Origin of the sequence: Chryseobacterium ginsenosidimutans (assembly GCF_039536845.1) — a bacterium.
Classification (GTDB): domain Bacteria; phylum Bacteroidota; class Bacteroidia; order Flavobacteriales; family Weeksellaceae; genus Chryseobacterium; species Chryseobacterium ginsenosidimutans_B.
Genome location: NZ_BAAAZJ010000003.1, coordinates 976,400 through 993,590, shown reverse-complemented (window position 1 = coordinate 993,590; position 17,191 = coordinate 976,400). Strand labels below are relative to the sequence as shown.

The following is a 17,191-nucleotide window of genomic DNA, read 5'->3' as shown; positions in this document are numbered from 1 at the left end:
GAAGTGGTTCGGTTTCGGATCACTTTTTTTATTTTTTGGCTTAAAATTTTCATTCCGTTCTGATAAAATTATAACCATGAAGAAAATTTTCTATGTTCCCGGGTTAATCAGTACTGTACTGATTCCGGTTTTGTTTTGGTATTATGGAAATCAGAGAGTTCATCCGCAATATACTGTGATGGATTTAGGACTTCCGGCAAAACATAAATACAATGATACTTTTGATAATACATTTGAATCATATAGAAATTGGAATTATAAAAAAATCGTTGTAAAGCCCAACACGGCTCTACAGAACCAGAAATATTATGTTTCGGAATTGAAAAAACTTCAGGTAAGAAATGAAAAAAAATCTGGAATTGAGTTTGTGATTGGTGATAAAAACAATTATCAGGATTTTGTCGCATTAATGGATGCTATGGAATTGGCAGATCAGGATAATTTTGGAGTTGATGTCGAAAAAACGAATCACTTTTTCGCCATTCACGAATATAAAAATCCTAATGAAATTAAAAGAGAATACACTTCTATTTGCGGAGGTGTTATCAGAGAGGAATATTATATAGAAAAAAATACTTTAAATTTAATTAAACCTGAAACTTTTATTGATCATGTTCCAAAACAAACCTATTATATCATTTTCGGATTTTTATTATTTTTAAATATTTCGATGCTGAGTATTAAAGAAAGATTTCAATTACAAAAACTTCATTAAAACAAAAAAGACTGCCTTTCGACAGTCCTTTCAATCACCCCACTTAATAATACACTTATTATTTTTTATCCAGTAGAGAAATATATTCTCCGTACCCTTCTTTTTGCATTTCAGCCTTTGGAACAAACTTCAATGAAGCACTGTTGATACAGTAACGAAGTCCACCTTTATCTGCAGGTCCGTCATTGAAAACGTGCCCCAAATGTGCATCTCCGGTTTTACTTCTTACTTCTACTCTAGTCATTCCTGCTGTTTTGTCTAATTTTTCTTCAATTAATTTTTTAGTAATTGGTTTAGAAAAACTTGGCCATCCACAACCAGATTCAAATTTATCAGTTGAAATAAATAATGGTTCTCCCGTTGTGATATCTACATAGATTCCTTCACGTGTTTCATCCCAATATTCGTTTTTAAAAGGCATTTCTGTACCGTTTTCCTGAGTAACATTATATTGTTCTGCAGTCAATTTTTCTTTTAAAACTTTTTTATCCTGTTTTTGATATTTTGTTTCGCTTTTCTTTGGAAGCGGATTCGCATTTCTTGCCATTTCAAAAAGTCCCGGCTCGATGTGACAGTAACCTCCCGGATTTTTATCCAGATAATCCTGATGATAATCTTCGGCTTTGTAGAAATTTTTCAAAGGAATTGTTTCTACCAAAACTGGCTTGTCGTAATTTTTAGCCAATTTCTGGACTTCTTCTTTTATAATCGCTTCTGTAGCTTTATCTGTAGAATAAATTCCTGTTCTATATTGATCTCCACGGTCATTTCCTTGTTGGTTTAAACTTGTCGGATCAATTGTTTTAAAATATAAATCAATTAAGAGTTTTAAATCTACTTGTTCAGGATCATACTTCACTTTTACGGTTTCTGCAAAACCTGTTGCATGACTTACAACTTCTTCATAAGTAGGATTTGTTTTGTTTCCGTTGGCGTAACCAACTTCTGTTCCTACAACTCCACGAATTTGTTGAAAAAAGTGCTCAGTTCCCCAAAAACATCCTCCTGCAAAATAAACTTCTCTTACATTTTTATTGTCCATAATGATCTCATTTTCTTTTTTAGTTTCTGTGGATTTCAGTTTTTTCGAATCTCCACAACTTGTTGCAAATACTCCTATTCCCAGAATCATTCCGAGTAATATTAATATGTTTTTCATTTTTATCTTTTTATTCATTTTAATTCTTTTTCTCGATTAAAAATCTGCAAATTCTTATTGCAAATTTCGAACTAAATATCATACCTGCTCAGTGATACTTTCTATCTGAATGATCGGGTAATTATTTATGATTTATCCACATAAATATATACGAAAGATATGGGAAAGTGGATTTAATTTTATCAGATTTTGATCCGTTGAATTTAAAGTTTCTGATCAAAGCGGCATCGTTTTAATTCCAAATAATGAAATATAACGATTTGTTTCTCGTTTCGTTTTTTTTTGAATTGATTTTTGAAATAGTTCCGTTCATTTTTAGTGATTTTAAATTAATACTTTCTTATTTTCAAAAGTATAGTCGGAACAAGTTCAAAATCCTGACAAAGTTTTATTCAAATATCTAAATTTTTAATCACTTTATCTTTAAAACCCTGAATTTCAGAATTATTAATTTTAATATTTTCTTCCTGAGCAAGTTTTCTTTTTAAAATATCATCTAAAATTTCAAGCTTCTCTTTATAAGCTCTGCACCATTTACATATCTTTAAATGCAGAGAAAGTTTCCACTTCTCTTTTGGAGAAATGTTTTCTTCATTGCGTTTTTCCATGAGTAAAGACGCTTCACTGCATGGTAAAAAGATCATATGTATAATTTTAGCTAACATTTTAATTCATTACTATTTTGCAAACCAGTTAAGTTCTAAACACTCTCTGAGCTGCATTCGACTCCTTTGGAGAATCTTCCAAAGATTAGTCGTAGAAATATTTAATTCCTGACTCACTTCCGGTGCTTTTTTTTCCTGAAGATAATACATTTTCATGGGAATTTTCCATCTGGAGGGCAAATCTTCAATACAATCTTCCAACGTTTTATTGAAATTTTCATCATCCAAAAGTTCCGTTTCTTTGTCGGAAACATCCCAATCATTCAATATACCTTTATCTTTCCATGATCCGTTTTCATCAAAAAAATGATCAAGCCTGATTTCCGGTTCAGATTTATATTTTTTTCTATAAAAATCAGAAACCTTATAATTGAGAATCGTGTAAAGCCATGTTAAAGGTTTACTTTTTCCTTCAAAAGATTCATACGACGAAAAAGCAGCAATAAAAACCTCCTGTACAACATCTTCCGCCTCTGTTTTATCCGAAAGTAAATAGACAGCTCTTCTCAGCAATGGCTCGGAGTATTGTTCTATCCAACTTTTCAGTGTTTCATTTTTCGTCATATCAAAACTTTATCTTTTCAGATAGTAACGAAGATAATAAGTTAAAAGGAAAAGTGCAAAGTTTTGTTTACCATAATCTATAAGCACTCTGTTTGTCATCATGAAAAGGATCTCAGCAATAGTATTAGAAAACGAATGTTCTAGTTTTAAGATTTTAAAACACACATTCTCATTATTCACAAAGTTTGTCATTCCGTAGGAATCTAACAATGATTTTCACAATCCAATCTCTACAAAATTAGTTTAGATTCCTACGGAATGACAAAGTGAGTGGTTATGTCATACCGTTGAAATACCTGCAAAAACCCTAGCCCCGATTGAAGTGAAAATCCTTTTTTGAAGAAAAAGATTGCAACGGAAAGCGGGAAATAGCTCCTAAAAAATATATTAAATATTTGATATTATATTTTCAAATATCAAATATTTGATACTAAATCACCTAAAAATAGTAAATTTGCATCTTATCAAAAAATTGTAAAAAGCAAAGCAACATATATCATTATGACATCACAAGAGATACGTCAAAAATTTTTAGATTATTTTAAAAGTAAAGGTCACCTTATCGTTCCTTCGGCTCCAATTGTGCTGAAAGACGACCCTACTCTAATGTTTTCCAACTCTGGAATGACGCAGTTCAAGGATTTTTTCTTAGGCTATAAAACACCTACTGCCCCAAGAATTGCCGATACACAGAAGTGTTTGAGGGTTTCAGGGAAGCATAATGACCTGGATGATGTAGGTAGAGATACTTATCACCACACCATGTTTGAGATGTTGGGGAACTGGTCTTTTGGTGATTATTTCAAAAAAGATGCTATTGCTTTTGCCTGGGAATTATTGACGGAAGTTTACGGAATTCCGAAAGAAAATTTATACGTAACGATTTTTGAGGGTGATGCTTCTGAGAATCTTGACAGAGATCAGGATGCTTATGATTTCTGGAAATCTCACATTTCTGAAGACCGAATTATCAACGGAAACAAAAAAGATAATTTCTGGGAAATGGGCGCAAGCGGACCATGCGGACCTTGTTCTGAAATTCATGTTGACTTGAGAACTCCGGAAGAAAAAGCTAAAATTTCCGGTCTTGAATTGGTGAACAATGACCATCCTCAAGTGGTGGAAGTCTGGAATCTCGTTTTTATGGAATTCAACAGAAAAGCTGATGGTTCTTTGGAAAAACTTCCTGCACAACATGTTGATACAGGAATGGGGTTCGAACGTCTTTGCATGGCGCTTCAAGGGAAATCTTCCAATTATGATACAGACGTTTTCACGCCTTTGATTGCTAAAGTTGAAGAACTTTCCGGTAAAAAATATACCGGAGTTTTAGAAGACGAAAAAGATATTGCGATCCGTGTTGTGGTAGATCACATCAGAGCAGTTTCGTTTGCAATTGCAGACGGACAGTTACCTTCAAACGGAGGTGCCGGTTATGTTATCAGAAGAATTTTAAGAAGAGGAATTTCTTATTCTTACAGATTCCTGGATATGAAAGAGCCTTTCCTTTACAAATTAGTTGCTGTTCTTCAGGAACAAATGGGAGCATTTTTCCCTGAGCTTGAAAAACAAGGAAATTTGGTAACAGAAGTTATCAAAAGCGAGGAAGAGTCTTTTCTTAATAAGATCGAAAATGGGTTAATTAGAATTAGCAACATCATTAAAGATACCCAAAGCAAAGGAGAAACCATTGTTCCTGGAAATTTGATTTTTGAATTATATGACACACACGGATTTCCTGCAGATTTATCACGAATCATTGCTGAAGAAAAAGGATTGACGATTGATGAACAAGGTTTTGATGAAGAAATGGCAAAGCAAAAAGAACGTTCTAGAGGTGATTCTGAACAAAAAGTATACGACTGGGTAACCTTAGAAGAAAGAGACGAAAACTTCGTTGGTTACGACCAAATCGAAGCCGAAACATACATTACAAGATACAGAAAAGTAGAAAATAAAGACGGCGAATTTTACCAGGTTGTGTTGAGCAATTCCCCTTTCTACCCAGAAGGTGGTGGACAGGTTGGTGATAAAGGCGTTCTTGAAAATGCTACTGAAAGTTTCGAGGTATTAGAAACTAAAAAGGAAAACGGATTAATCATTTCTTTAATTAATGGTCTTCCGAAAGATGCAGGTGCTGTTTTTTATGCTAAAGTAAATGCAACCGACAGAAAAAATTCTCAGGCAAACCACTCGGTAACTCACCTTTTACACGAGGCTTTAAGAGAAGTTTTAGGAACTCACGTTGAACAAAAAGGTTCTTACGTCGGTCCTGATTATCTGCGTTTTGACTTCTCCCATTTCAATAAAATGACGGAGGAAGAATTGGCTTTGGTTGAAGAAAAAGTGAATCACAAAATCAAAGAGAGTATTGCTTTACAGGAATTTAGAAATATCCCGATCCAGGAAGCAATTGACAAAGGTGCAATGGCTTTGTTTGGTGAAAAATATGGTGACAGCGTGAGAATGATCCAGTTTGGAAGTTCAAAAGAACTTTGTGGGGGAACTCACGTGAAAAATACGAGTGAAATCGGTCATTTTAAAATCACTTCTGAAAGTTCTGCAGCAGCGGGAATCAGAAGGATTGAAGCTATTTCCGGAGATAAATCTGATGAATATTTCAAAAATTTAGAAAAACAGGTTATTGAGCTTTCTCAATTATTGAAATCTAAAGATGTTGTAAGATCTATCGAAAAATTAATCGAAGAAAACACTTCTTTAAAATCAGAAATAGAAGCTTTTAAAAAAGAAAAAGCAAAAGGCGAAATCGGCGACTGGAAAAACGCTTACGAACAAAAAGGTGACAAGCAGCTTTTAGTTAAGAAAACCTCTTTGGACGCTGGCTCTGTAAAAGATTTAGTATTTCAGTTGAAGAAAGAAATTCCGACTTCTGTGACAATTATTCTTTCCAACGCAGACGACAAACCCATGATTACGGTTGGTGTTTCTGACGATTTGGCAGCAAGTTACCAAGCCGGAGCTATCGTTAAAGATCTAGCTAAAGAAATTCAAGGCGGTGGCGGTGGAAATCCAGGTTTCGCGACTGCAGGTGGTAAAAATCTTGACGGCTTGGAAAATGCTTATCAGAAAGCTTTGAATATTTAATTAGAAAAAAGACTTAAAAAATCTTAAATAAAAATCAGCTGTATTAGATAAAAATACAGCTGATTTTATTTTTAACAAAAGATTATATTTTCCCATATAGTTTTGTAACTTTCTTATCAATAGTTTTGTCTTATCTATAAAAAACTAATGACAAAACTTTTATCTCCATTATTTTTATTTTTTACAGTGTTATTTTTCAGTCAGACCCAACTGAAAGTAATCAATAAATCCAATAAAGAGCCGATTCATAATGCAGCGGTGTATTGTGATGACGAACTTCTCGGAAAAACAGATTTTAGCGGCAATTTATCTTTCAAAACTAAATGCAAAAAAGTAGAAATTCTTGCCAGTAATTTTGAAGATGTTCTGGTCGATGTAAAAAAATCAATGGAAGTATCGATGAAGCCTTCATCCGAAAAAATAGGCAATATTGATAAAGTTATCATTAACGATAAAAGTGACTTGCGAGCATTGAAAATCTTGGATGAAGTAAACAAAAGAGCCAAAGAAAACTCTCCCAAATCTTTAGATACTTATAACTTTAAGTCTTACAGTAAGTTTTCTATTGACGTAGACAAAGATTCTATTGACACTTTTAAAAATTTCTTGGCTACGAGAAAAGATTCACTTTCAAAAGTGGATCAGAAAGGTTTTAAACAAAAAGAAAAGGACAAAAAAGATTCGTTGACTGCTGAAGATTTCCTTAGTGCAACGGAGCAAAGCCAGATGTTTCTTTGGGAAAAAGCAACAGAATATAAATTTTCTCAGAAGTTTGGTGAAAAGACCAACATTATCGACAACAGAATGTCCGGCTTCAAAAACCCTATTTATGAAGCATTGGCGATTAATATTTCCAATCTCGACAGAACTCCGAGACAGCTGAGACCGGAAAACAGAAAATTGTTTAACTTCTATCTTTCCGATACTTTACAGCTTGACGGCAGGAAAACTTACGTTATTAAATTCAAAGAAATTACAGATAAGAAGAAGCAAAATCCCAGAAAATTCAACGGAAAAATCTATATTGATTCTGAAACTTATGCTCTGAAAAAGTTTGAAAGTGTCAACAAAAAACAAAACGAAGGCGATATTGTTTCAGTCTGGAAACTTATTAATGGTAAGTGGTTTTTAGATTATGAAGACATCAAATTAAAGATGGGAAGCCAAACCTTTGATATTTCAAAAAAAGACAGTTTAAAACCTGGAGAAAAAACAAAATACAATAAAAAGAAGTTCGGAAATTATTTATATGTAAAAAACCGTTTCTTCGATTTTGAGATCAATGAGCCGCAAAAAGCATCCGACTTCAAAGGTTATTCTCTTGAAATGAAAAGTTCCGACGGAAGCCTTTTGGATAAATACAGAACCGATAGTCTTACCACAAGAGAAAGCGCCACTTATACAAAAATCGACAGCTTTGTACAAAAGCATGATTTTGAAAAGAAACTGAACTTTTTAACACAGTTAATGAGAGGAAATCTACGCTATAAAATGATTGATTTCGATCTTACTAAATTTTTCAGCTATGACAAATACCAAGGTTTACGTTTGGGTACAGGTGTAAAACTCAACGAAAGATTCAGTAATACTTTTTCTCCCGACGGTTATTTCGGATATGGATTTAAAGATCATACATGGAAATACGGTTTAGGTTTGGATGTAAAATTATCTGATAAAAGAACGTCTGTTTTCCGGATTGATTATGTAGACGATGTCTTTGCAGCAGGAAGATTCAGCAATAATATGTGGGATAAGATGATGAAAGTTTCGGATATTAATCTGGATCTTCATAATGCAACTTTCTACAAAAATCAAAAATGGGGAGCTTCATTCCTTTATGATATTTCTAATTCATTAAGCATGAAAATTGCGGTGAATAAAGAAAAACAGCAGGCTCTTTTCGATTATCAGTATAAAAATTCAGGCAACAGTTTCGACAATACAAGCGCAACATTATCTTTAAAATTTGCTCCGAATGACAAAAATATCATGACTCCAAGCGGAAAATATACCTACGAAAAAGGCTATCCTCAGATTCTTATAAATTATGAAAAAGGATTTGAAACTTTAGGCGGAGACCTGAATTATCACCGATTGGATGCATTAATTATTCATCAGTTCAGATCGAAATTAGGTTCTACTAATATCAAACTTTTCGGGGGAATTTCTTCGGGAACCGCTCCGATCTGGAAGAACTTTGAAATTGCAGGTCAGAGAGATCAAAATTCTGACAACTGGTCTTCCGCGATCAATACTCCAACCAATTTAGGATTTACGACAATGCCTTCGGGAGCTTTCTTTACGGATAAATTTGTAGGATTTAAGATTTCGCAATATTTACCGTTCAGATTTAAAACTTTTGGGACAAAATATTCCAACATCGAACTCGAATATCAATCAGCAATAGGAGGTTTTAAAAACAGAGCAGATCATCAGTTTGAATTCCAGGTACTCGATCATTATTATCAGGAAGTCGGATTTATGTGGAACAGATTTTTGGGCAGAAGCTTTGGCGTAGGACTATCATACAGATTAGGATATTACCAGACGTCACAGTTTAAAGACAACTTTGGTATAAAAATCAGATTAAATGTACTTTAAAAATCTTTTATTATTGTAAATATATACATAGAGCTTCCGGAAATTTCGGGAGTTTTTTCTTTTATTCTGAAAGATAATTCCAATTAAAAATGATATTAATATCAATTAACAAAACTTTCCTAAGACAATAAATATCATTAATTTTACCAAGTTTTTCACATGAAAAGGGTTTTAGTATTTATATTTTTCTGGATGTATGTTTTTGGTTATTCACAATCGAAAGTTACTTCTATTGAAGGCGTTGTGATAGAAGATAAAAGCGATCCCAGAGCCCTTGAAATATTAAAGAAAGTCAACCAATTATTTCATGAAAATTCTCCGAAAACGTTAGATTCTTACGCCTACAAATCCTACGAAAAAATCTCTTTGGATATTGATGAAGACAGTATAACTCAGTTCAACCAATTCTTCGAAGAAACCGGAATGTTTAAAAAGAAGAGAGAAAAAGATTCATTAAACAATATTTCCGCCCGAAAAATATTTTCAAAGAGCAAATTGTTCCTTTGGGAAAGAGCTCAGGAATTTTTATACTCAAAAAAATACGGTGAAAAAATCAATATTCTCGACAACAGAATTTCCGGACTGAAGCAGCCGATTTACGAGATGATTGCCCTTCAGCAAAGCAACAGAGATAAGCTTCCTGCTCAGCTGAAACAGGAAAACCGAGGACTTTACCGTTTCTTTTTAACCGACACGATCGAAATGGACGGAAGAAAAAACTTTGTCATCCGTTTCAGAGAAGTTAATTATAAAAAACCTGATAAAAAAAGAAAATACAACGGAGCAATTTATATTGATACCGAAACTTACGGAATCAAAAAAATCGAAAATTTCAGTAAAAATAAAAACGACGGAATTATTACAAGTACCTGGATTTTCTTCAATAATAAATGGTTTTTGGCTTATGAAACAGTAAAACTGAAGATGAGCAATATGGCGATGGAAGAAGATGACAAGGAACATCCCGAAGAAAAGCATGAGAAAAAAAAGAAACAGAGTTTCGGGACCTACGCTTTCCTGATTTCAAAATATTTTGATTATAAATCGCCGATTGAAAATGACCAGAAAGATTTTAAAGGATATACTTTTTCAGTAAAAAATACTGACGGAAAAACATTGGATCGATACCGGACCGATCCTTTATCTGAAAGAGAAAGAAATACTTACACCACCATCGACAGCCTTGGTAAAATCTATAATATTGATACCAAAGCAAGAGTTTTAACCGGTTTATTGAACGGACAAATCCGAGTGGGTGTCGTTGATTTCGCGGTAGATGAAATTGCGAATTTCAACTCATACGAAGGCTTCAGATTGGGTTTAAAAGCCAAACTTAACGAAACTTTTAACCCCTATTTTTCACCTGACTATTATTTTGCTTACGGTTTTAAAGATGATAAACTGAAATACGGAATCGGTCTTGATATTAAAACAACGCTCGACAAAAATTCATTTTTCAGGCTTGATTATATTGATGATGTGACGGCTTCCGGAGAATTTTACAGAAGACTCTGGAACTTCAAAATGAGAATGGCGAACTTTGGAAACAACTTGAATAATGACAGATATTATCACTTCAAAAGTGTTTCTGCGTCTTATTTAAATGATGTGACGAACGGTTTGACACTGGTTTTTGCAGCGAGAAGAAATGTTGAGGAAGCTATGTTTGATTATTCTTTCAGAGACAGAGGTCATACTTTTGATAATTTCAACACATTATTTACCCTGAAATATTCTCCGAATTCTACAAATATCATGACACCGCAAGGAAAATCTCTGATCGATCAGAAATATCCTGAACTGTATTTTAATTACGAACAGAGCTACAAAATATTGGGTGGAGATTTCAATTACACGCGATTTGATGCGCTTTTCGTTCATAATTTCAAAACGAGATTCGGAACTACAGGTTTCAGGTTATACGGAGGAATGGTTTTCGGAGATGCCCCGATCTGGAAAAACTTTACAATGAACGGATTAGCCTCGACAAGAAGAGATTTTAATTTTAACCTTACTTCATTCCTCGGATTCGCGACTTTGGAAGGCGGAAAATATTATAACGATAAGTTCGTAGCATATTATTTCACACACAAAGTTCCTTTTTATTTCAGGAGTTTTGGGCAGAATATTTCAAGTTTCGACTTTGTTTTGAGAGGAACCATCGGAAATATGGATCATCCGGAATATCATCAGTTCAGATTCCGGCCGTTGAATCATCTTTATCAGGAAGTTGGCTTGGAATGGAACAATTTCCTGTCGTCTTACTTTAATTTAGGATTATTTTACAGAGTCGGATATTATACAACTCCGAATTTTATGCAGAACTTTGCAGTTCAGTTTAAATTAAAACTATTGGAATTCTAAAATTATCCACGCTTAAAATTCCCCTCCTCTGGAGGGGTGGCAAAAATTCGTTGAATTTTTGACGGGGTGGTTAAAATACAAATAATGAGCAATTAAATAACAAATAAAACAATGCAGAAAATCGAAATAAAAGCAGAACAATTTTTCGAATTATTAAAACTGAAGGACACTTCCATGTGGGAAATTTTTGCCCAAATGATTGATGGAAATGAAAAAGAAATCATCTTTTTAGACAATGAAGACAAGATTCTTTTCAATTATGTTCTTCCTTCGGAAAAAGAGAAAATGGAAGAAGACAGAAAAGAATTTTCAAAACAGTTTGCCGATAAATTATCGAATCTGAATTAATATAAAGTTGAGTTTTTGCTCAACTTTTTTGTTTGTGATTAATAATGTTTCGAGAACCTCAGCATGACAGCGCTACAAATGTTCTGTTGAATAAGATTGTTTTTTTACCCACCTTTTGGTTCTTATAATGAATAATGCTTCGAGAACCTCAGCATGACAGCGCTGTAAATATTCTCTTAAATCAGCATGACAACGCTCAAAAATATGCTTTAATAAGAACAGTTAGTATTAGAAATGTCATCCTGAGGCTCTCGAAGCATCCAAAAACTAAAAAAGTTTTTCGTTAAAATCGACTTTCTTATTTATTTTTTTAACCAAAAAGACAAAATCAATTAATAATTTGATTTACAATTACTTAATATGATTAAATGTATAGAAAATTCAACAAAATTTGTATAATTTTCTATACTTTAGTTTTCTGATTCGCTTACTATGTTTGTAAAAGTTTAATCAATTAAATTTTTTACAAATGAAAAAGAAAATTTTATTTTGTGCTATGATGGGAATTTCAGTTATGGTATTTGCTAGGGTTCAAGCGGTTTGGACATCTACTTGTGGAGTGAAACATTATACGTCATTCCCAGAAAACTGGACATACAATCAAATGTCTGATTGGATAGAATCTGCAAATCAAGTAGAATGCGGAGTGAGACCAGATGTGACTATAAACCCTTAAATCTAATTAGAAAGGCAGATTTTCTGCCTTTCTTTATCTAATATAAGTATGAAAAAAGCTATTTTATTTTTGCTGACATTATTTTTTGTAACAAGTTTTGGTCAAAAAATTCAATTTAAAACAACTTTAAAAGTGACTTATAATGCCTCTCTTCAACTAGGTGAAAAGTTTAGGAGAGAACAACAGTTTGTTTTAATAGGAAATTCACGAGATTATTATTTTTCCGGCTATCATAACTATTTATCAGATACCGATCAAGACGGAAAGCAAACAAAAAAAAGCGGTGTAAGTCTTTCAATCGCAGATTATTTAGAAGAAAGAATTTTAAAATCAGACGGTATTACGAATATTTTTGGCAAATATGGAGATAGCAAATTCAGATATGAAGAAAATACGGATGTAAGATGGGTTTTATATAGTGATACCAAAGTTATCAATGGAGTAAAGTGTCAAATGGCTGCAACCAATAAATATGGCAGAAGGTGGATTGCCTATTTTTCCAAAGAATATTCACAATCTTTGGGACCTTATAAATTTAATGGTTTACCTGGCTTAATTTTCGAATTATATGATACAAGAGATGATTATCATTTTACTGTAGCAAAAGTAGAAAAAGATGAAAATAATTATGAATTTAATTTAAAAGGATATAAAAAACTTAGTAAAAAAGATTTTTTCAAAGCTACTTATAATCTTGAGTATACACTTGCTGCCTTTCCTCCGATAGACGATTCAGATTTTAGAAAACAAACTCAAGAAATTCTTGATAAAAAGAAAATAATGAATAATAATCCTTTGGAATTAAAACCATTTGAATAAAATATCCTCACAAAAAATGTGAGGATATTTTATTCAAATGGTTTTAAATGGAATTTGGTATAAATCACATGTAACAATTAATCGTTAAATCAGTAAGGGAGAGTATTTCTCCGCCTTTTTTAATCACAATTATGACAAAAATATATTTATTTACAATCTTTCTTTCTCTACAAACATTTGCTCAAAAAATAGATTTTGAGCCAACAATAAAAGTAAGTTATGATGCTTCCTTAAACTTAGGAGAAAGAAATCAGCATTTTCAAAAATTTGTATTAATTGGAAATTCTCAGGATTATTATTTTGCTGCGGCACAAAATTATCTAAATGATACAGGTCAATACAAAGCTAAGGCAAATGTAGATACACAAATTGTAAGTGATTATTTTCAGGAAAGATTAATAAGAAAAAACGGAACTACAAATATCTTTTTTAAATACGGTGATGGAAAAATAAGATATAATGAGAATGTTTCTTTAAAGTGGGTTCTTTATGGAGAAACAAAAATAATTAATGGAGTAAAGTGTCAAATGGCAGCAATCAATAAATTTGGAAGAAGATGGATTGCCTATTTTTCTAAAGAATATACTCAATCTTTAGGACCTTACAAATTCAATGGTCTACCTGGATTAATCTTTGAGCTGTATGACACAAAAGAAGATTATCATTTTACATTAACAAAAATTGAAAAATATGATAGAGATTTTGAATTCAATCTAAATGAATTTAAAATCTATTCTAAAGATAAATATCTAAAAGCAAAATTTAATATGGAATGTACATTATCTGCATTTACGGGTTTAGAAATTGGTGCGGAGGAAATCAAATATTATGAATCACTTTTAGAAAAGAGAAAGAAAATGGAAAATAATCCTTTAGAATTAAAACCATTTGAATAAAATATCCTCACAAAAAATGTGAGGATATTTTATTCAAATGAAAATTTATAAAATTATTTTTTAAGACTCTTAATAAGCTCCTGAATCTGCTCGCCAAATAATTTGGCCGTTTCTGCATCAGAAATATTGAATATTATTGTTTGCTGTCCTGCAGCATTGGAAGTATCAGAATTTTCAAAATTATTAATCTGAATTGATTGCTCGCCATCAAAAAGATCTTGAATTTTCACTCCAAAAATATCTGCAAGTTTAGGAATATAACCTGATTTTACTTCTGTCGTTTCATTTTCCCAGTTAATATAAGTAAGTCTGTCAATATTCAGCATATCTGCAATATCCTGTTGAGAATATTTGGTTTTGCTTCGTAATTTTTTAAGATTTGTTCCTACACTCATACCTTTGTTTTAGACAAGTTTATATATTTGTTTTGAAAGTTAATAAAAATTATTCGAATTTTCGAATTACACCGTTCCCAAAAACTCATCAACTGTTTTCTTCGCTTCTGCAACATCGTGAACTCTCAGAATTTTTGCTCCCTGCTGCAAAACTTTCAGATGTAATTTCTGAGTTTCTTCATTGATATCCAAAGCTGATTTTCCAAGTGGTTTATAAATGAAAGATTTTCTTGAAATCCCAATTAATAAAGGAAATTTTCCAAATCCTAAATATTCCACCTCATCGATCATTTTCATCTGATCTTCCACTGTTTTTCCGAAACCAAAACCGGGATCCAAAATAATGTCATTAACTCCTTTTTCTAATAATTCAGTTGTTTTTTCAGAAAAATACTGATTCTCAGAAAGGGTAATATCAGCAAATTTTATTTTATCATGCATCGTTTCATACGAAGGATTTACATGCATCAGAATATAAGGAAGTTTCGTTTCTACGGCTGTATCAAACATTTTATCATCAAAATTCCCTCCCGAAATATCATTAATAATATCAATCCCTTCATTGAAGCCAAATTTCACAGTTTCAGCATAAAAAGTGTCCAGAGAAATCAGGGCTTCCGGAAATTCTTTTTTAATTAAAGAAATTACATTTCCAATTCTCTTAATTTCTTCTTCACTACTCAAAAATTCTGCATTCGGACGGGTCGATTGTGGTCCGATATCAATAATTTCGGCTCCATCTTTCAATAATTTTTCAGCATGTTCCAATGCAGATTTTTCATTATTGAATTGTCCGCCGTCGGAAAAAGAATCCGGAGTAAGATTCAGAATTCCCATTATTTTCGGAATTGATAAATCGACAAGTTTTCCGTTGCAGTTGATTGAGTGATAATGGTTTATATTTGGAGAGTTTAAGAGTGTCGGAGTTGGAGAATTTGAAGAGATATGAGTTTTTTTTGATGAGCTTTTATTGGACATTTTTCGGAATTATGAATTGTAATTTATTTTACAAAATTAAAACAAAAAAGAATTGTAAAATTTAAAGTTCGAAAATGTATTTATTTAAAAACACAAAATTAAAACTCCATTCACCCGAACACTCCCACTCTCAGAGACTCCAACCCAAAAACTCTGCGACCCAAAAACCTCTCAAACACAAAATTTCGTATATTTGAAAGATTAAGAGAATTTATGTCAAAAACATCAGTACAGTTCGAGAAAATTATTGGTCAGTGCCGTGAGCTTTTCAGTAAAAAATTACAGGATTACGGTGCAGCATGGAGGGTTTTGAGACCGAGTTCAATTACGGATCAGATTTATATTAAAGTCAACAGAATCCGTACGTTACAGATGACCGACAAAAAAATGGTGGACGAAAGTGAAGAAGACGAATTTATCGCCATTGTTAACTACTCTATCATCGGACTGATTCAGCTTGAAAAAGGTTTTTCCAACGATTTTAACGAAAATAAAGAGGAGATTTTAAGTCTTTACGATAAATATTCCAACGAAACGAAAGCTTTAATGGAAAGAAAAAATCATGATTACGGTGAAGCGTGGAGAGATATGAGAATTTCTTCGATTACTGATTTAATTTATCAAAAAGTTTTAAGAACAAAACAAATTGAAGATAATCAAGGAGTTACGATCATTTCTGAAGGTTTAGATGCCAATTATTTTGATATGCTGAATTATGCCGTTTTCTGCTTAATCAAATTCTCCGAAAAAGAAAACAACGTCGAATCCAAAACTACTTAACTATGATAAAAGGTTTATTACGTTTCCTAATTGCTGTTATTTTCATTCTTTCCGGCTTTGTAAAAGCGGTAGACTTGGTTGGTTTTTCCTTTAAAATGGAAGAATACTTCGCTCCCAATGTTTTCAATATGCCGTTTTTTGAAAAGTTTGCACTTCCACTTTCTGTAATTGTAGTGGTTTTGGAACTTTTTCTTGGGTTTATGCTTTTATTAAAATTAAAACTTAAATTCACCCTTTCAGCATTGATTGCGCTTTGTATTTTCTTTGGTTTTCTGACATTTTATTCGGCATATTTCAATGTAGTGACGGATTGCGGATGTTTCGGAGATGCGATTAAATTTACGCCTTGGCAGAGTTTCATTAAAGATATTGTGCTTTTGGCAGGATTAATTTTCGTATTTATTCTATACAGAAAAGACTTTAAGAAAAAAGATGCGTACAGTTACAGTTCTAAAAAAGAATCCGGAAATAAATTTAAATATCTTCTTTTGGCGGTATTTTCAATCGGAATGATCTTAGTAGGAGCTCATGGAATTGTTCACGAACCACTGATCGATTTCCGTGATTATAAAATCGGGACCGATCTGAAAGCCGAGAAAGCAAAAATTAACAAAAATCCATCTGAATACAAGACTTTTTATTCTCTTAAAAACTCAAAAACCGGAGAAGTTTTAAAGGTAAACCAGGATGATTATATTAAGAAAACAGAATATTGGGCAGAAAATTCGCCATGGAAAATCGAGGAAGGAAAAAATGAATCTGTTTTGATAAAAGAAGGTTACAAATCTGAAATCGTAAAATTCAAAATCGAAGACCCGACAGGATTAGAATTGACCGAAGAAATTATCAATGCTCCAAAAGCCATTGTAGTTTTCTCCTATCATCCCCAAGATGTTTCACCGGAATTATTGAAACAGGTTGAAGCAAAAGTTAAAACGCAAGGTGCAAATGTTGTGTACGGAGTTTCAACGTTGCCGAATACTTTCAAAACCATCAAAAATGCAATGATGGACGGAACTGCTATCAAAACTATTGCAAGAAGCAACCCATTTGTTTTAATTTTACAAAACGGAAAAATTATAGACAAACAGCCTGCAAAAGATTATGTAAAATAGATTTCGATCTA

The 17,191-nt window shown here is 32.6% G+C and carries 15 protein-coding genes; 10 read left to right on the top strand and 5 right to left on the bottom strand.

The annotated features are described in order from the left end of the window. Window positions 1-76: 76 nt before the first annotated feature. Window positions 77-715, top strand: a complete 639-nt coding sequence (locus ABD745_RS04595; protein ID WP_344825923.1) for a hypothetical protein — start codon at window positions 77-79, stop codon at window positions 713-715. A gap of 58 nt (window positions 716-773) precedes the next feature. Here the strand turns inward: ABD745_RS04595 and msrB are convergent, their stop codons facing one another. The 3 genes from msrB to ABD745_RS04580 form a co-directional block, all read right to left on the bottom strand. Continuing rightward, a complete protein-coding gene (msrB, locus tag ABD745_RS04590) occupies window positions 774-1,874 on the bottom strand; it encodes a peptide-methionine (R)-S-oxide reductase MsrB (RefSeq protein ID WP_344825920.1) in 1,101 nt (366 codons plus the stop codon). A gap of 392 nt (window positions 1,875-2,266) precedes the next feature. Beyond that, the gene (locus ABD745_RS04585; protein WP_344825917.1) at window positions 2,267-2,539 is read right to left on the bottom strand and encodes a hypothetical protein; all 273 of its coding nucleotides are present in this window, start codon (window positions 2,537-2,539) and stop codon (window positions 2,267-2,269) included. A 12-nt stretch (window positions 2,540-2,551) separates the two neighbouring features. Further along, a complete protein-coding gene (locus ABD745_RS04580) occupies window positions 2,552-3,103 on the bottom strand; it encodes a sigma-70 family RNA polymerase sigma factor (RefSeq protein ID WP_344825914.1) in 552 nt (183 codons plus the stop codon). Window positions 3,104-3,604: 501 nt separating this feature from the next. Here ABD745_RS04580 and alaS point away from each other — a divergent pair. The 7 genes from alaS to ABD745_RS04545 all read left to right on the top strand — a co-directional run bounded on the left by alaS (window position 3,605) and on the right by ABD745_RS04545 (window position 13,912). Next, window positions 3,605-6,208 (top strand): alanine--tRNA ligase, encoded by a 2,604-nt coding sequence (gene alaS / locus ABD745_RS04575; RefSeq protein WP_344825910.1) that lies wholly within the window; start codon window positions 3,605-3,607, stop codon window positions 6,206-6,208. Window positions 6,209-6,355: 147 nt separating this feature from the next. Continuing rightward, a complete protein-coding gene (locus tag ABD745_RS04570; protein WP_344825907.1) occupies window positions 6,356-8,809 on the top strand; it encodes a DUF5686 family protein in 2,454 nt (817 codons plus the stop codon). A 159-nt stretch (window positions 8,810-8,968) separates the two neighbouring features. Next, the gene (locus ABD745_RS04565) at window positions 8,969-11,173 is read left to right on the top strand and encodes a hypothetical protein (protein WP_344825904.1); all 2,205 of its coding nucleotides are present in this window, start codon (window positions 8,969-8,971) and stop codon (window positions 11,171-11,173) included. Between the two features lie 111 nt (window positions 11,174-11,284). Continuing rightward, window positions 11,285-11,521 carry a hypothetical protein gene (locus ABD745_RS04560; RefSeq protein ID WP_344825901.1) on the top strand — a complete coding sequence of 79 codons (237 nt, stop codon included), beginning with the start codon at window positions 11,285-11,287 and terminating at the stop codon, window positions 11,519-11,521. Between the two features lie 469 nt (window positions 11,522-11,990). After that, window positions 11,991-12,197, top strand: coding sequence for a hypothetical protein (locus tag ABD745_RS04555; protein ID WP_344825898.1), 207 nt, complete (start codon window positions 11,991-11,993; stop codon window positions 12,195-12,197). A gap of 48 nt (window positions 12,198-12,245) precedes the next feature. Then, the gene (locus ABD745_RS04550; protein ID WP_344825895.1) at window positions 12,246-13,016 is read left to right on the top strand and encodes a GLPGLI family protein; all 771 of its coding nucleotides are present in this window, start codon (window positions 12,246-12,248) and stop codon (window positions 13,014-13,016) included. 131 nt (window positions 13,017-13,147) lie between these two features. Further along, a complete protein-coding gene (locus ABD745_RS04545) occupies window positions 13,148-13,912 on the top strand; it encodes a GLPGLI family protein (RefSeq protein ID WP_344825893.1) in 765 nt (254 codons plus the stop codon). Between the two features lie 53 nt (window positions 13,913-13,965). On the opposite strand, the gene ABD745_RS04540 is transcribed toward ABD745_RS04545, so the two are convergent. Next, entirely contained in the window at window positions 13,966-14,307 is a 342-nt protein-coding gene (locus tag ABD745_RS04540) for a helix-turn-helix transcriptional regulator (RefSeq protein WP_344825890.1), read from the bottom strand. Between the two features lie 66 nt (window positions 14,308-14,373). Further along, the gene (gene folP / locus ABD745_RS04535; protein WP_344827202.1) at window positions 14,374-15,144 is read right to left on the bottom strand and encodes a dihydropteroate synthase; all 771 of its coding nucleotides are present in this window, start codon (window positions 15,142-15,144) and stop codon (window positions 14,374-14,376) included. Between the two features lie 354 nt (window positions 15,145-15,498). Here folP and ABD745_RS04530 point away from each other — a divergent pair, with 354 nt between their 5' ends. Together ABD745_RS04530 and ABD745_RS04525 are read left to right on the top strand one after the other, a co-directional pair. Further along, window positions 15,499-16,065, top strand: a complete 567-nt coding sequence (locus ABD745_RS04530; RefSeq protein ID WP_344825888.1) for a DUF1599 domain-containing protein — start codon at window positions 15,499-15,501, stop codon at window positions 16,063-16,065. Window positions 16,066-16,067: 2 nt separating this feature from the next. Continuing rightward, window positions 16,068-17,180: a BT_3928 family protein gene (locus ABD745_RS04525; protein WP_344825885.1), complete on the top strand. Its 1,113-nt coding sequence runs from the start codon at window positions 16,068-16,070 to the stop codon at window positions 17,178-17,180. Window positions 17,181-17,191 lie beyond the last annotated feature (11 nt).

Coding starts and splice junctions, on each gene's coding strand:
- ABD745_RS04570 (WP_344825907.1), top strand. CDS start 6,356: ATGACAAAACTTTTATCTCCATTATTTTTATTTTTTACAGTGTTATTT.
- ABD745_RS04580 (WP_344825914.1), bottom strand. CDS start 3,103: ATGACGAAAAATGAAACACTGAAAAGTTGGATAGAACAATACTCCGAG.
- ABD745_RS04525 (WP_344825885.1), top strand. CDS start 16,068: ATGATAAAAGGTTTATTACGTTTCCTAATTGCTGTTATTTTCATTCTT.
- ABD745_RS04545 (WP_344825893.1), top strand. CDS start 13,148: ATGACAAAAATATATTTATTTACAATCTTTCTTTCTCTACAAACATTT.
- ABD745_RS04555 (WP_344825898.1), top strand. CDS start 11,991: ATGAAAAAGAAAATTTTATTTTGTGCTATGATGGGAATTTCAGTTATG.
- msrB (WP_344825920.1), bottom strand. CDS start 1,874: ATGAAAAACATATTAATATTACTCGGAATGATTCTGGGAATAGGAGTA.
- ABD745_RS04560 (WP_344825901.1), top strand. CDS start 11,285: ATGCAGAAAATCGAAATAAAAGCAGAACAATTTTTCGAATTATTAAAA.
- ABD745_RS04595 (WP_344825923.1), top strand. CDS start 77: ATGAAGAAAATTTTCTATGTTCCCGGGTTAATCAGTACTGTACTGATT.
- ABD745_RS04540 (WP_344825890.1), bottom strand. CDS start 14,307: ATGAGTGTAGGAACAAATCTTAAAAAATTACGAAGCAAAACCAAATAT.
- ABD745_RS04565 (WP_344825904.1), top strand. CDS start 8,969: ATGAAAAGGGTTTTAGTATTTATATTTTTCTGGATGTATGTTTTTGGT.
- ABD745_RS04585 (WP_344825917.1), bottom strand. CDS start 2,539: ATGTTAGCTAAAATTATACATATGATCTTTTTACCATGCAGTGAAGCG.
- folP (WP_344827202.1), bottom strand. CDS start 15,144: ATGGGAATTCTGAATCTTACTCCGGATTCTTTTTCCGACGGCGGACAA.
- alaS (WP_344825910.1), top strand. CDS start 3,605: ATGACATCACAAGAGATACGTCAAAAATTTTTAGATTATTTTAAAAGT.
- ABD745_RS04530 (WP_344825888.1), top strand. CDS start 15,499: ATGTCAAAAACATCAGTACAGTTCGAGAAAATTATTGGTCAGTGCCGT.
- ABD745_RS04550 (WP_344825895.1), top strand. CDS start 12,246: ATGAAAAAAGCTATTTTATTTTTGCTGACATTATTTTTTGTAACAAGT.